Origin of the sequence: Zobellia roscoffensis, from assembly GCF_015330165.1 — a bacterium.
GTDB lineage: Bacteria > Bacteroidota > Bacteroidia > Flavobacteriales > Flavobacteriaceae > Zobellia > Zobellia roscoffensis.
Map to the genome: position 1 here is coordinate 3274114 of NZ_JADDXT010000002.1, position 16564 is coordinate 3290677.

7 protein-coding genes are annotated in these 16564 nt (G+C 37.4%); 6 read left to right on the plus strand and 1 reads right to left on the minus strand.

Annotated elements, in window-relative coordinates:
* Positions 1 to 27 precede the first annotated feature (27 nt).
* Positions 28 to 4263, minus strand: a complete 4236-nt coding sequence (locus IWC72_RS13450) for a hybrid sensor histidine kinase/response regulator transcription factor (RefSeq protein WP_194530098.1) — start codon at positions 4261 to 4263, stop codon at positions 28 to 30.
* Between the two features lie 437 nt (positions 4264 to 4700).
* On the opposite strand from IWC72_RS13450, the gene IWC72_RS13455 reads away from it, so the two are divergent.
* From IWC72_RS13455 to IWC72_RS13480, 6 genes are all read left to right on the plus strand, one after another.
* A complete protein-coding gene (locus tag IWC72_RS13455; protein WP_194530099.1) occupies positions 4701 to 6569 on the plus strand; it encodes a sulfatase family protein in 1869 nt (622 codons plus the stop codon).
* A gap of 31 nt (positions 6570 to 6600) precedes the next feature.
* On the plus strand, positions 6601 to 8094 hold the full coding sequence (locus IWC72_RS13460; RefSeq protein ID WP_194530100.1) for a sulfatase-like hydrolase/transferase: 1494 nt from the start codon (positions 6601 to 6603) through the stop codon (positions 8092 to 8094).
* A 307-nt stretch (positions 8095 to 8401) separates the two neighbouring features.
* Positions 8402 to 11443, plus strand: a complete 3042-nt coding sequence (locus IWC72_RS13465) for a SusC/RagA family TonB-linked outer membrane protein (RefSeq protein ID WP_226979565.1) — start codon at positions 8402 to 8404, stop codon at positions 11441 to 11443.
* A 14-nt stretch (positions 11444 to 11457) separates the two neighbouring features.
* Positions 11458 to 12930, plus strand: a complete 1473-nt coding sequence (locus tag IWC72_RS13470) for a RagB/SusD family nutrient uptake outer membrane protein (protein ID WP_194530102.1) — start codon at positions 11458 to 11460, stop codon at positions 12928 to 12930.
* A 131-nt stretch (positions 12931 to 13061) separates the two neighbouring features.
* Positions 13062 to 14630 (plus strand): sulfatase family protein, encoded by a 1569-nt coding sequence (locus tag IWC72_RS13475; RefSeq protein WP_226979566.1) that lies wholly within the window; start codon positions 13062 to 13064, stop codon positions 14628 to 14630.
* A gap of 3 nt (positions 14631 to 14633) precedes the next feature.
* Positions 14634 to 16478: an arylsulfatase gene (locus IWC72_RS13480; RefSeq protein WP_194530103.1), complete on the plus strand. Its 1845-nt coding sequence runs from the start codon at positions 14634 to 14636 to the stop codon at positions 16476 to 16478.
* The last annotated feature ends 86 nt before the right edge of the window (positions 16479 to 16564 follow it).

Consider the following 16564-nt stretch of genomic DNA (forward strand, 5'->3'; position numbering starts at 1 on the left):
ATATTAAGATGGATGGGATTTGTAAAACTACGATATTGATTCGTTTGTAGGTTTGACCTCTTGCCTTCTTGATGCTTGGTATTCTTTTGGTAATTCTCCATAGACTTTTTTGAAGCATTTGGTAAAATAGGAGGCTGTATTAAAACCTGACATATAGAGAATCTCTTTAACAGTAAGATCTGTAGTTTCCAATAACTGCTTCGCTCTTTTTAATCTAAAACGTCTAATAAATTCGCCAGTAGAAAGACCGGTAAACTCTTTAAATTTATTGTAAACGGCACTACGGCTCATGGCAAGGGCAGCTGTAAGTGATTCTGCATTGAACTCGGCATCCATAATATTCATTTCCAACAGTTCAATAACCTGATTCAAAAATTCCTGATCAGGAGAAGTAACTTCAATTTCACTAGGAGAAAGTGAAACTTCCCGCTGCATATAGCTTCTTAAGTCTTTGCGGTACTTCATAATGTTATTCAATTTCACTTCTAAGTGCTCCAAGTTGAAAGGTTTAGTGAGGTAATCGTCAACACCTATTTTAAGACCCTCCAGTTGACTGTCGTCGTCCGTTTTGGCAGTTAGAAAAACAATGGGAATATGATTGTATTCTACTTGTTTTTTTATCTCTCTAGCGAAAGATATTCCATCCATAGTAGGCATCATGATATCGCTAATGATAATATTAGGTGTTTGTGCTTTTAATATCTCAAGTCCTTGTTGACCATTTTCGGCTTCAAGTATTTCATATTTTTTATAAAGTCCGCTTTTAATGAAGGTTCTCAGGTCAGCATTATCTTCAACTACTAAAAGAAGGGGTTTTTCATTAGCTGAAGTCATCTCATCACCTTCTTTCGTTTCAAAATTCACTTCTTTTAGGTGGTCTAAATTAGGGTGTACCATTGCCTTTGTAGATTCAGCCCCAATAATTTTATCGTCTTTGTAAAAATCAAATTTCTTTGGAAAGAAGAAAATAAAATTGGCTCCTTTTCTGGTTCCTTTTTCTACTATGATTTCCCCATGATGGCGTTGCACGAGACTTTTAGTTAGGGCAAGACCAATGCCCATACCATAGGTGTTTCTATTTTCGGCACTGTCGTCATTAAAGAATCGGTCAAATATTTTTTCTAGACTTGAGGATGAAATACCGTTGCCATTATCTCTGACTTCAATTTTAATAAACTCTTCTTTTTGATTATCAATGTCTTTGGATACGTTGCTTAATACAATAGATATTTCACCGCCATCTGGTGTGAATTTAAAGGCATTGGAAAGTAAGTTGTTCATGACTTTTTCTAATGCATCTGGGCTAAACCAGGTAATTAGTTCGTCTTGGTCAGAAATAAAGGAAAAATGAATAGATCGGTTAGTGGCTAGGAAATCAAAAGATTCTTTAATCTCATTTATGTTCTTCAGAATATTGAAATATCCCACCTCAAGAACCATTTTCTTTTGTTCAATTTTCTGAAAATCTAGCAATTGGTTTACAAGGCGTAACAGTAAAGAAGAGTTCTTCTGCATGAGCCTATATTGGTTTAAGCGTTCTTTAGACTCTATAATATCATTGTTCTTTTCTAAGAACTGTAAAGGTCCGTTTATCAAGGAAAGTGGGGTTCTGAACTCGTGTGAAACATTGGTAAAAAACTCCATTTTCATTTTATTGAGTTCATCTGCTTTTTGTTTGGTAAGGTGGTTCATCGTAAGTTGATGTTTCTCCTCAATTCTAATCAAAGTAAATTTACCAAAAGCGTAGAGGAGCAAAATGGCGAGGAACGTATAGAGGGCATACGCCCAAGTTGTTTTCCAGAAAGGAGGAGCAATAATTATTTGTAACACGTCTGGTTTTAAGTTCCAAAATCCATCGCTATTGGCCGCTTTTACTTCAAAGCTGTAAGTGCCTGGTTCTAAATTGGTGTATGTAACCAAATTTCTATTACTTGGAGCTTCTATCCAATCGTCCTGAAAACCTTTTAACCGATACTGATATTCGTTTTTATTAGGTGATGAAAAATGAAGCGCGGAGAACCCCAATGAAATATTATTCTCGTTATAGTTAAGGTTTATTTTATTTGAAGTTAAAATAGTATGGTCTAAAATTTCTTTACCGTCTGTTTTTTTGTTGGGAGACACTAATTTGTTATTCAATAAAAAACGGTCTATATGAATCTCTGGAGGAATGGTGTTTTGCTTTATAGTCCTTGGGTAAAAGGCATTAAAACCGTTTACACCACCAAAAATAAGTTCGCCATCAGATTTTTTTAAGGAGGTTAATTCTTCAAATTCATTGCTCTGTAGACCGTCTTCAACATCATAATTTTTAAACGTTTCATTTAAAGGGTTAAATTTTGAAATGCCATTGTTGGTTGATATCCAGAGATTACCCTCATTATCCTCTTCAATACTTTTTATTACGTTGTTGGGTAAGCCATCTGCTTCAGTATAAGATTTAAAATATTCTTTACCAGTGGTCTCATCATTAATGAGTTTGTTTAGTCCGCCTCCCAATGTTCCAATCCAGATGGTACCTTTTGAACTTTCAAAAATAGGTAGGATGTAATTATTACTTATGCTAGTTGAGTCATTTTCAATTACGGAGTAATATTTAAATTGTGGATTTTCGTCTTGTAGTTGATCTGCGGGGAGTTTATTTAGACCCTTTCCTGTTCCTACCCAAAGATTGCCCTTACTGTCTTCAATTATGTTTCGGATGATTTTGCTTGAAAAATTATAAGTACTATCAAAATTTTCCAATGTTTCATATGGTGCTTCTTTTGCACGAAAGAGGCCTTTGGTATAAGTGCCATACCAAACTTGCCCAAACCTGTCTGTGCACATAGTAAAAACCGTAGATTCAGTTTTATTACTGAATTTTATTTTTGGATTTTCAGAAGGAGTAGTAATATCTATTTGGTAGACACCTTGAGAACCAGAGTTACCTAGCTCTAATATTTTTTGACTACCTATTTGAATTTCATTCATGAAAAAGGCAGAGTTAATTTCCTTTATTTGTCTAAAATGGGTAAAAGTACTATCACTTTCGCTTTTTAACAGCATACTTAACCCACCTCTAGAACCAAACCATAGCGTGCCATTACTGTCTTCATAAATAGATTTTACAATGTTATGCCCTAATGTTCCTGAACGTAAATCTCCCAAGTAATGGTTAAACTGCTTGCCGTTTAGGTCTAATTTATTAATACCTGTTCCAAAAGTTCCAACCCAAAGTACCCCGGTTTTATCTATGAGTAAAGACCGGACGTAGTTGGAGCTCAGGCTTGCTTTATTTTCAAAACTGTTATCGTGATGCTTTTTAAATAGTAGAGTGTCTGCTTTTATGAGGTATTTGTCCAATCCGTTTTTGGTTCCGCCCCAAAGCCTATTTTTGGAGTCAACAACCATTTTTATAAAGGATTGATCACCTATTTTCTTGAATTGTAAATCATGACCATTTTTTGACTCTATACTGGAATAAGTACTACTAGAGGTAGCAAATACAATTTGACCAGATGGACTTTGAGTAATGGCCCGTATCATATTTGTGTCTCTATATACTTGCATGAACTGTGGAATCTCACCATTGTCTTTTGAGTCAGTTTTAAAAATTCCAGAAGGAGTGCCGATCCACAGGGCACCTTCTTGATCTTCAAGCAATGCAGTGGGTTTTACTTTAAGGATATGATGATTTTCAGTAAAAACGGAATTAAAGCTAAGATTTTCAAAATCAGATGCATTCTGTGCGACCTGTAAGCTTTTATCGGTCCTAATCCATAGCCTGTTTTTGGAGTCAACAATTATCTCTTTTATAAAATCAGAACCAAGTCCGCTAGTATTGGTTTCCCCCGTCATAAAGGAGTAGAATTTACCAGTATTTCTTTTGTAAAAATTAATGCCGTAGCCAGAGGTGCCAATCCAAAGGTTGCCCAAAGAGTCTTCCGCTATGGTACTTATTAAATTGCCACTTAAAGAATACGGGTTTTTAGGAGAAGGTTTGAACTTTTTAAAGTTACGTCCATCATAACGGTTTAGACCATCATCGGTACCTATCCAAATGTAGCCATAAGTATCTTGGTGAATAGTAAGAACGTCATTTTGTGAAAGTCCGTCATTACTATCTAAATGTTGAAAATAGGTCTCTGTTTGGGAAGTAGCAAACAAAGAGAAGAATAGGGTCAATATAGTAAGGCCAATTTGGTTGAAATTGGTTTGTCCGTAACTTTCAATAGCCGATATACGACCTATGGTTAGTGAGATATCGTTGGAAAGCAACATGGATTTTGAGAATGTACGTTTGGTACGAATAATTATTTGTTTTAAGTGGATATAGATTTAAACATAATCTAAAATTTTATAGACAAGACAGACTATGAAAAAGAATTGAAGTTATAAGAAACAAATAAAATTAATTGAAGGCATTATTTTTGACTGGTTTTTGCCGTTTTAAATCAAAAGTTTTATTCTTTTAAACATTTGTTCCACTATACAAGGAGTCTGTAGTCAAATCTGATTGTTATTTTCATCAAAAGAACTTTTTATTAATTACACATGCATTATTTTTAAAATGTGGCTTATAAAACATAACTAATTCTATACAAAAGACTTTTGTTCTACAATTAAGGCAGATAGTTTCAGGCTATTAGAAAGATAAATGACATTTTTGAAGAATAGTACCAATCTGTATTCATAACCAAACATTGATACATTAAGAAATGAAAATTAAGTATATACTACCCGCCTTAGTTTTAATAATCAACGTGGCGTGCAAAGGGCAAGAGCAAACAAATCAAAAACCACCTAACATTGTTTGGATTGTTTCAGAGGATAACTCAAAGCATTATCTAAAATTATTTGATAAAAACGGAATTGAAACGCCCAATATAGAGGCTCTGGCAAAACACGGTGTTCAATTTAATCGGGTATTTTCTAATGCTCCGGTTTGTAGTGTAGCGCGATCAACTATTATCTCCGGTTGTTATGCGCCACGCACGGGAGCACAATTTCACAGACGTACAGAATTAGTGCCTATGCCAGACTCCTTGCGTATGTTTCCGGCATATTTGCGTGATGCTGGGTATTACACCGTAAACAATAGTAAAGAAGATTATAATTTTGAAAAAAGTGATAAGGTTTGGAATGAATCTTCTTCAAAAGGCACTTGGAAAAACCGTCAACAAGATCAACCTTTTTTCTATGTGCATAATATAGGAACTACGCATGAATCTCGACTTCACTTTCCCGAAAGTGATATGAAGGATGCACCTACTACAGCAAATATTGATGAATATACAGTTCAGCCTAATCACCCGGACACAGAACTTTTTCGCTATACAAATGCCCGTTATCGTGATAAAATGGTTGAAATGGATAACCAGTTAGGTGAAGTAGTTAAAGCTCTTGAAGCTGATGGTCAATTGGAAAATACATTTATTTTTTATTACGGTGATCACGGTGGAGTACTCCCTGGTAGTAAGGGGTATTTGTATGAAACTGGACTTCATGTACCTATGGTTGTTAGGATTCCTGAGAATTATAAAGATATAATTGACTTAAAAATAGGAAGTCAGACAGACCGTTTTGTGAGTTTTATAGATTTGGCACCAACCGTATTGAATTTAGCAGGTGTGCAAGTACCCGGGCAGATAGATGGTAAACCCGTTTTTGGAAATGGTGTAGATGTCAAAAAATTAGATAAAGAAAACGTGGCTTATGGTTACGCAGACCGTTTTGATGAAAAGTATGATATGGTGCGTTCTGTTCGCAAAGGGAAGTACAAATACATAAGAAGTTATAACCCGTATAATTTTGATGGGTTAATGAACAACTATCGTTACCAACAAGCTGCCTATAGGGAGTGGAAAGAAATGTACGAAGACGGGAAGCTGAACGAGCTGCAATCGGCATTCTTCAAATCACGTGCTCCAGAAATGCTATTTGATGTAGAAAATGACCCATACGAAACTATAAACTTGGCAAATGATTCCAATTTTGGAACCACTCTTAAAGAGATGCGTGGTCTTTTGAACGAATGGGTTTCAGGAATGCCAGACCTTTCTTTTTATCCTGAGTTTTATTTAGTGCAAAATGCTTTTGATAACCCTGTAGAATTTGGAAGAGCTCATAAAAAGGATATTAAAAACTATATAAAAACCGCCAATTTAATGTTGCAAGACACAGCAATAGCCCAGACGGAATTAAAAAAACAGCTACGGTCTACGGACCCATGGCAGCGCTACTGGGCATTAATTGTGTGTAGCAGTTTTGGCGACAAGGTAAATGCGTTGACGCCGGTTATTAAGGAAATTGCTAAAAATGATAAAGAAGGTATTAATAGGGTAAAAGCAGCTGAATTTTTAGGATTGACCAAAGCGGCAAATCCTGCACCTGCTATGCTTGAAGCCCTGTACACTGCACAGTATGAAACGGAAGCATTATTAATTTTAAATTCTATAGTACTTCTGAATTCTAGCAATTATGGGTATAAATTTTCTATAGAAGAGAATAAAATCAACCCTGATTTTAGAACAGAGAAGTCAGAAGTTACTCGTCGGCTTGAATTTTTGAATACGCAGGTACACTAGATGATTTCAGTACGGATAAAACATTTTTAAGATGGAGTATACACAAGTTGCTCATGGCCAGAAATTAGCCACTTTTCTTCTGTTGTTTTTGCTAATAACGGGAACGGTAGGAATAGCACAGAAAAAGAAAAAGTCAACGGAGAAGATCCAGCGGCCTAATGTTATCTTAATCAATGTGGATGATTTAGGATATGGAGATTTATCGTCTTACGGAAATGACCTTTTTCAAACCCCTAACATAGACCGCTTGGTAAAAGAGGGAGTCCGTTTTACAGATGGGTATGTATCCGCACCCGTGTGTTCGCCAAGTAGACATGGGCTTCTATCGGGAGCCTATCAGCAGCGGTTTGGGGTGCAATGGAACCATGACACTTGGAAAATGAAACATCGCCAAGAGGAAGAGATAATTCCCAGCAACCACAAATTTATAAATCAGGCTTTTTCTGATGCGGGTTATGTAACTGCTATGGCGGGAAAAATAAACCTTCAGGGCTACCCTAAAACTACGTTCAATTATAATTACTCCCTTACCTCATCCGGATCTAATTATTTTCCTGAACCTAATGGGAAGTACTTTGGAGTAGATGATAAACCCGGTGAAAATTCAAAACCAAAAGGAGGTTGGACACCTACGTTATGGGGCCCTGAGAGAGCGGGAGAAGAATACTTAACTGATCGATGCGGACGGCAATGTATTGAGTTCATAGAAGAACACAAAGAAGACCCTTTTTTCTTTTATTTGGCGTTTAATGCACCACATACACCACTTCAGGCAAAGAAATCAGATTTGCCAAGGGTAAGTCATATCAAATCAGAACCAATGAAGTTGTACGCAGCTATGGTATTGGCTATTGATGATAATGTGGGGCGTATTTTAGATTATTTAGAGAAGGAAAAATTACGGGACAATACCATTGTTGTGTTCGTAAGTGACAACGGTCCAGCTAATCCTATCCATCTTTCATTGCCTAGTTGGTGGCCAGAAGATACTCCATATCATTTATTGGGGCAAAGAGGTCCGCTTTCAGGTTTTAAGGGTAATATGTGGGAAGCTGGTATACGTGTCCCATATATTATAAGCTGGCCAGCGCAATTAGAACAGAATGTAGAATTCAAAAAGGCAGTAAGTACATTAGATTTATATCCTACTCTGTGTGCAGCGGCAGATGTAAAAATACCTAAACAAACTACACTAGATGGGCAGAATCTATTACCATTTTTAAGGGGTAATTATAACGATGACCCTCACGAGACGTTATTCTGGTATGCCAATAGAATGGGTGCTGCGCGTATGGGTAAATGGAAATTTTTAGTGGAAGACAACAAACATTATTTATTCGATTTAGAAAATGATATAGCCGAAACTACAAACGTAAGTAAAGAGAACCCAGTAGTAATGCAAACTATTTTTGAAGCATACATTAACTTTAGAAATGAAATGCCTGCTTTGCGAAACCCCTTTCTTAGACCTTTGGATATACCATCGCCAGATGTTATTGGTTTACCTATCATAGAAGGCGAATAAAGACGTTATTCCTAATTCAATAGTAAAAGAGCTTTGACCATTTTGGTTAAAGCTCTTTTTTGTTTCCAAATGATATTGCCGAGTAACTTTCTGAAGAGAGGTTTCTCTGGTAGATTTTCATAAAAAGATAAAATTACGGCTCTTTACCTCAAAAAATCTTCATGGTCATTCCTCTATAAATGCCTGTATTTTAATAAAAATTAACAGATTAGCAAATTGTTCTATGGATAAAAACAATTGTTGCATTTTCTCAAGAGTAATATTGTCAATTTGGTCGGGTCAAAAAAATAAACAAACAACAACTCTTATGAAAATCACTAAATTTATTGTGAAGAACATTAGTTTTTCCCGTCAATTTTGGTGCCTTTTAATGGTATGCTTTTTTGGTGCGTTTGCACAGGCACAAACAGTAAAAGGGACCGTATCCGATACCCAAGGACCATTACCGGGTGTCAACGTATATTTAAAGGAATCATCAAAAGGTACAACTACTGATTTTGATGGTAATTTTGTACTTCAAGACGTTCCTAACGGAGCTACTTTAGTCTTTTCGTACATTGGTTATAAGTCGCAAGAAGTGACAACTACAAATGCAGACCTTTCTGTACTCATGGAAGAAGACGCTGAGGCTTTGGAAGAAGTTGTGGTAGTCGGGTACGGTGTACAAAAGAAGAAAGATGTAACGGGGTCCATCTCATCTATTAGTACAGATGATATTCAAAAAACAACAACGGTTTCGTTAGACCAGGCCATACAGGGTAGGGCTGCAGGTGTCACTGTATCGGGTACATCAGGAGCTCCTGGCGCTAGCCCAACCGTAAGAATTAGAGGTACGGGAACAGTTAATAATTCAGACCCGTTATATGTTATTGATGGAGTGCCTATTAATGATATTGCTAATTTCAATATGGCAGATGCAGCATCCATAGATGTTTTAAAAGATGCTTCGGCCACTGCAATTTATGGTTCCAGAGGGGCGAACGGGGTTATTCTTATAGAAACCAAGAAAGGTTCTAAAAGAAAAACTACAGTATCCTATAACGTATATACAGGGGTACAAAACCGAATAGATAATTTAGATGTTTTAACCGGTCCGCAATGGGCTACATTAGTTAATGAGGCCAATACAAATGATGGAGCTGCACTAGATCCAGAATTGGCTAATCCAGGATCATTGCCTACGTACAATTGGAAAGACGCCGCATACCGTTCAGGTTTTATTCAAGATCACCAATTATCTGTGTCTGGTGGTAGTGAGAAATCTACGTATTATATCTCTTACGGTTACATTTCTCAAGATGGTATCCTTAAAGAGTCAGGATATAGCCGTCATAACTTTAGAGTGAACAACACGTATCAAGTAGCAAAAAAAGTTAAAGTAGGTCATAACATTCAATACTCTAACTCAGATAGAACATCAGTTCCTGAGGTAGGGGGTAACCCATGGCAACGTGCTGCTTTTGTAGGGTACGTTACAGATCCAGTTTCTCCAATTTATGCTCCAGATGGTAGTTTGGGTATTCCCGGGTATTCTAGTGCTATCAACTCATTAGGACTTATTGAATATGGTAATAGAAATCGCAAGAAAGAGAGTTTCTTTGGGAACTTATTTGTAGAGTTGGATTTAGCCAAGGGTTTAAAGTTCAAGTCTAACTACGGACTTGAAATCACAAATGTGAAAAATGATAACTACGTGCCTGAATATTTTGTTGGGCCAACCTATAATAGTCCTGTTAGTAAATATACTTTAAGTAGGTCCGAAAATAGAGTAATGGTACTTTCTAATACTTTAAATTACCTTAAGGTTTTTAAAGAGAAGCATAATTTCAATGCGTTACTGGGGCAGGAGATTCAAAACTTAAATTCTAATAATGTACAGGCAGAACGTAGTGAAATTCCATCTAGTGTTGCTAATCCTACTTTAGGTTCGGGTAACGTATCAACATCTACCAACAACGGAGGTATATCAGAATCTAAACTGTTATCGTTCTTTGGTAGATTAAACTATAACTATGATGAGCGCTACCTGATAACGGCTACCTATAGATTTGATGGGTCTTCGCGTTTTGGGGAAAACGAACGTTGGGGTAAATTTCCATCGGTTGCTGTAGGGTGGAATGTTCACAATGAGCACTTTTATAATATTGGATTTTTAAACCAGCTGAAGTTTCGTGCAGGTTGGGGGCAAACCGGTAATCAGAATATACCCAATTCTGCTACGTTCAACACGCTTAACCTGAACACCAATTATATCTATGGGGCAGACCAGACTACAACGGTTGGAGCAGCTCCTTTAAGACCAGGAAATCAAGATTTAAAATGGGAAACTACGGTAACCAAAAATGTGGGTATTGACTTAGGTCTTTTTAATAATTCACTAACTCTTACAGCAGACTATTTCATTAAGAATACTACAGATTTACTTTTAGCTATTCCTGTTTTAAATACAGCCGGATATAAAACAAGTCCTTACGGTAATGCAGGGGATATTGAGAATAAGGGTTTTGAACTTACCGCAAATTACGGAAAGAGCTTCGGTGATTTTTCATTCAACGTAGGTGGTAATATTTCATTTGTGAAGAACAAGGTTATTTCATTGGCAGATGATGGAATTCTAATTGGTAGTAATCGGTCAAAAGACTATAGCCGTACAGAAGCGGGTCATCCTATAGCTTCTTTTTACGGATATGAAATGATAGGTATTTTCCAGAATCAAGAAGAGGTAGATAACAGTGCAATACTTCCAAAGACACAACCTGGGGATGTAAAATATAGAGACCTTAATGACGACGGAATTATCAATGATGATGATAGAAAGTATATTGGCTCACCGTTTCCTGATTACACCTACGGGATGAATTTGGATATGAACTACAAGCAGTTCGATTTTTCAATGTTCTTTCAAGGGAGTCAGGGTAACGATATCTTAAATCACACTATTTACTGGTTAGAGGCAGATTTAGGAACCAATATGTCTACCAATATGCTAAATCGTTGGACGGGCGAAGGAACGTCCAATACGCTACCAAGAGTAACTTTTGCCAATAACGGTGTAAACATGCCAAAATCTTCTAGCAGGTATGTAAAAGATGGTTCATATCTAAGATTGAAAAATGTACAGTTGGGGTATTCTTTGCCTCAAGATATGTTGGATAAAACGCCAATTTCTAGTCTTCGTATTTATTTAGCGGCACAGAATGTACTGACTTTTACTAATTACGAAGGTATGGACCCGGAAGTGGGTGTGGATACTTCTGATAATGGAACTAGTCCTTTAGATATTGGTATTGATAATGGACTATATCCTTCCGCAAGAACATTCACTTTGGGCTTGAACATTAAATTTTAAAAAAGACATTAATTATGATACGATATAGAATGATTAAAAACGGATTGAAATTTTGTTCCGTAGCCTTGATCTTTGCAATGACCTCTTGTAGTAAAGATTATCTAGAGGTAGAACCTTCAGGTGAACCCACGATTGAGAATTTTTATAAGACTCCGGTAGATGCAGAACAAGCCTTAACTGCAGCCTATGCTCCAATGCGCGAAATGTATGCTCGTGAAAATTTTGGAGCAGCCAATGCTAATGATTTGGTTTTTGGTGACGTGGGTACTGATGACCTTTTAAAAGGAGGGGCAAGGGTAAATGATGGTCCGCATCTCTATGAAAAGGAAATTTACAGTTTAACAACTTCTAATTCGGCAGTAGAAAAGTTATGGCAAGTAAATTATAAAGGGGTACTTTATGCCAATTTGGTTCTTGCCAATGTACCTGGGATAGAATTTGAAGATGAAGAAAGAAAAGCAGGTATTATTGCGGAAGCATATTTTTTACGTGCCTATTACTATTTTGATTTAGCAAATACGTTTGGTGGTGTATCTTTAATAGATTCACCGTTAGAGCCGGGAGAATATAATGTAGCAAGGGCTTCAGTAACGGAAACTTATGCTTTTATTGAAGAAGATTTAAAAAAAGCAATCGCTACTTTGCCTTCTAGGTTTGATAAAGGAGCTGATTATTTGGGTCATGCAGACAAAGGTGCAGCTCTTGGGCTAATGATGCGTGTAGCTTTATATCAGAATAAAATGGATGTAGTTAAGACGTACGGAGAACAGTTGTTTGAACAATCTTATGTTTTGGCAGATTATACTACAATTTTTGAGCCTTCTGGAGAGTGGAATTCAGGTTCTGTTTTTGAAGTGAATTTTTCTTCTAATGCTGATAAATTAGGTACTTTAATACCGCGGATGATCGGTGCTCGTACAAAGGGTGGTGTTGGCTTTTCTCAGATAAAAGAGGACTTAAGAAATGAGTTTGAAGCTAACGACCCTAGATTTGATGCCTCTTTTTATAATGTTCCTGGAGGATATGGTACAGAATGGTACATTAAAAAATATTCGATAGCTCCGTTTAGTGAAAACCCAAAACCTTCAGTGGGTGGAACTGGGAATAGCGGTAATAATATTAGAATCATTCGTTTGTCTGATGCGTATTTAATGTATGCCGAAGCTGTTTATGATACAGACCCCACAACGGCAATTAGCTATGTGAATATGGTAAGGCAGAGAGCAAGAGGCGAAAATGATGCTTCTGTGGTTCCGGATTTAGATGGCAATTTAAGCGGACAAGCATTGTTAGAGGCTATTTATCACGAACGAAGAGTAGAATTGGCAGGTGAAGGTTTCCGTTATCATGATTTAATTAGAACGGATAGGGCAGAGGCTTTATTGGGACCATTGGGTTTCAAAAAAGGGTTACACGAAATCATGCCTATACCTTTATCGCAAATAGATTTGTCACAGGGTGTCCTAGTTCAGAATCCTGGATATTAATGGTATACTTATTTTTATGTGCTTCGCACTTGCTACGGCAGGTGCGTAGTGCATTTAAATCTTTAAAATAGCGAGAGGTTTTTATTGAATATAACTTATGCAAAGAGCATAAGTCTAAAATTAGTCTAAGTATGAAAAATAGAGGTACGTTTCTTTTAATGTTTCTGGTCTTGTTTGTGGTTAGTAAAAGTGCCTTGGGGCAAAATGATGAAAGGCCAAATATCATATTTCTGCTTTCCGATGACCAGACCAGTGTGGCAACAGGTTGTTATGGAAACGACCAGGTGAAAACGCCAAATATGGATCAACTGGCTAAAGATGGGGTTCTTTTTCTTAATCATTATAACACCACTTCTATCTGTATGGCCAGTAGGGCCAACATTTTGACGGGTATGTATGAATATAAGACAGGATGTAACTTTATGCACGGTGATCTTGCCGTAGATAAGTTTGAAAATTCGTATCCGGTATTGTTAAAAGACGCTGGCTATTTTACGGGTTTTGCAGGTAAGGTAGGATTTGTTTTAGAAGAGACAGAAACGGAAAAAATTGAAGATGGATTACCAGTAGGCTATTTTGATAAATGGGGTGGAGGACCTGGACAAACCATTTATGAGACGGCTAAAAATCCAACTATAAAAGAGTATGCAAAAGAGTACCCACATAGTACCAGGGCATATGGTGCTTGGGCTGGAGATTTTATAAAAGAAGCAAAAAGTTCAGGAAAACCTTTCTGTATGTCTATCAGTTTTAAGGCACCTCATTTACCTTTTACACCAGACCCTTTCTTTGATGAGGTGTATGAGGGACAGACCTATAAAAAACCGGATAACTACGGTGTCGAAAATGCAACGCACTTGGCACCACAGGCAAAATCGGGTAGGCAATATAATTCGTACGATTTTTGGAGAGCGTCCGAGGAGTCGTATCAAGAAGCGATACGAAAATATAACCAGCTTATTCATGGGGTTGATTATGCCATTGGTATGATTCGTAAATCATTGGCAGAACAGGGGGTTGATAAAAATACCATTATCATTTTCACAAGTGATAATGGGTATAGCTGTGGAGCTCATAACCTTGGCGGCAAAGTACTTCCTTATGAGGAAGCTTCTCGGTCTCCATTTATTATCTACGATCCACGCACACCGGAAAGTCAAAGAGGCGTACAGCGTAAGATGGTAACAGCCAATATAGATATGGCCCCAACTATTCTAACCTATGCAGGTATTGCTATTCCTAAAAATATGGATGGAGAAAATTTAGTGCCTTTGGTAGAGAAAGAAAAAGGTATTAAGCGGGACCATATTGCATTGACCAACATGTGGGGTAATGATGAAATTCAGGCTTTAACCGTAGTTACGGAAGATTATAAATACATCTATTGGCAATATACGGATGACCGTATGCAGCCAACGGAAGAGCTATTTCATATTTCAAAAGATAAACTTGAAATGCATAATCTAGCACAAGATGGTGCATATAAAACAACGCTAACGAAGATGCGAAAACTTTATGACGCACGCTATAAAAGCATGGTGAAAGACGGAATGAAAGCCAATGACTATGCCAAGTACGCCGTCTTATTTGACCGAAAAGCACCAGAGAGTTTAAAGAAACAGTATCGCACGCTCAATTATGAGCAACTACTAAAGCAAGAAGCGGAGGATAGAAAAAATAAAAACATTCATAAAAAGTAGAAAATGGGAATACTAAAAAAGGTATCATATGCATGGATACTGGGCTGTGCTCTTTTGAGCACTATAGCTGTAGCTCAAAGTGATGCCAAGCCAAACGTCATTATAATTTTAACGGATGATCAAGGGTATGGAGACATAGCTGCTCATGGAAATAAGGTCATAAAAACACCGTCAATGGACAAAATGTACAATGAGGGTGTGCATTTTACCAATTTTCATAGTGGTACTACCTGTGCTCCAAGTCGCTCAGGATTACTGACCGGTGCGGACGGTAACCGGGCAGGGGTGTGGCATACGATTAGTGGTGGAAATTTTCTCCGCGAAAAGTTTGTATTGATGCCAGAAATTTTCGTGGAAAATGGATACGCTACCGGAATGTACGGCAAATGGCATTTAGGAGACGCTTACCCATATAGGCCTGAGGATAGAGGATTTTCGGAAACCGTTGTACACGGTGGTGGAGGTGTAGGTCAGACTCCAGATTATTGGCAGAATGATTATTTTGACGATACCTACTGGCGAAATGGAACCCCAGAGAAATTTGATGGGTATTGTACGGATGTCTTTTTCTCTGAAGCCATGGCCTTCATGGAAAGAAAAAAAGACAATCCTTTCTTTGTTTATATTTCTTTGAATGCACCACATGGTCCTTTAAATGTACCTGAGAAGTACTATGAGATGTATAAAAATGAAAACGCTATCAACGAGGACCAAAAGGCCTATTATGGTATGATTACCAATATAGATGATAACATGGCGCTTTTGGATAAAAAGCTAGATCATTTAGGCTTGAAAGACAATACCATCTTAATTTTTATGACGGATAATGGAACCTCTACCGGTCATAGAGAAGCTAAGGGTAAAGTACAAGGTTTTAATGCGGGTATGCGCGGACATAAAGGGTCGCAATACGAAGGAGGCCACCGCGTACCTTTCTTTATGAGATGGAAAGATGGCCAGCTTTCAGGAGGTCGCTCTATAGACCAATTGGCCATGAATTTTGATATCCTACCAACTCTAATAGATTTATGTGATTTAGGAAAAGTACCAAGCCCGGGATATGATGGTACGAGCCTTGCTCCTATATTAAAAAATGAAACAGAAAAGTTACCACATCGTTATACCGTGGTAGATAATAATCGTTTACAGCAACCGGTAAAATGGCGTATGAGCGCAGTTATGGATGATGATTGGAGACTTATAGACGGCAAAGAATTATACAACATTAAAAAAGACCCGGGTCAAGAAAAGGATATTGCCAAAAAGAATATAGAAAAGGTTGCGGAAATGCGTGATGCCTATGAAAATTGGTGGGCATATATTTCTCGTGATTTTTCTCGTTTCGAGGCATACAAAGTGGGGGAGCCGGGTATTAAGGAAACCACGATTACGGTGCATGATTTACATAGTGATGATCCTCTGGCCTGGAACCAAGCTTATATACGAGACCCTAATTCCGGTAAGAAGCCTGCTTTTGCAGAAGGGTTTTATATGATCGATGTTCAGCAAGATGGTTATTATGAAGTTGAATTGAGAAGATGGCCTAAAGAATCTAATCTAGGTTTTGATGCTACAGTTCCCCAATTAGGCAAGCGTGAAAAATGGTATGTTGCCCAGCCTGAAGGGGTAGTACTTCCTATTAAACAAGCAAGTATAGATATAGATGCATTGCATTTAGATATGCCTGTAGATATGAAAGCGGATAACGCAACTTTTAAAACGTATTTGGTAAAAGGTCGTAAACGACTGTATGCGGATTTTATTGGAGAGGATGATGTTCGTTTTGGCGCTTTTTATGTGTACATGAGGAAGGTGAATGCTACGCCCTTGCAAAAAAGAACCAAGTAATTGTAAGATAGATTTTGAGTTTGGAGTAGGTAAAAGGAACAACAGTTAAAATGGTTGTTCCTTTTTTGTTTTTTATTACCTACTGG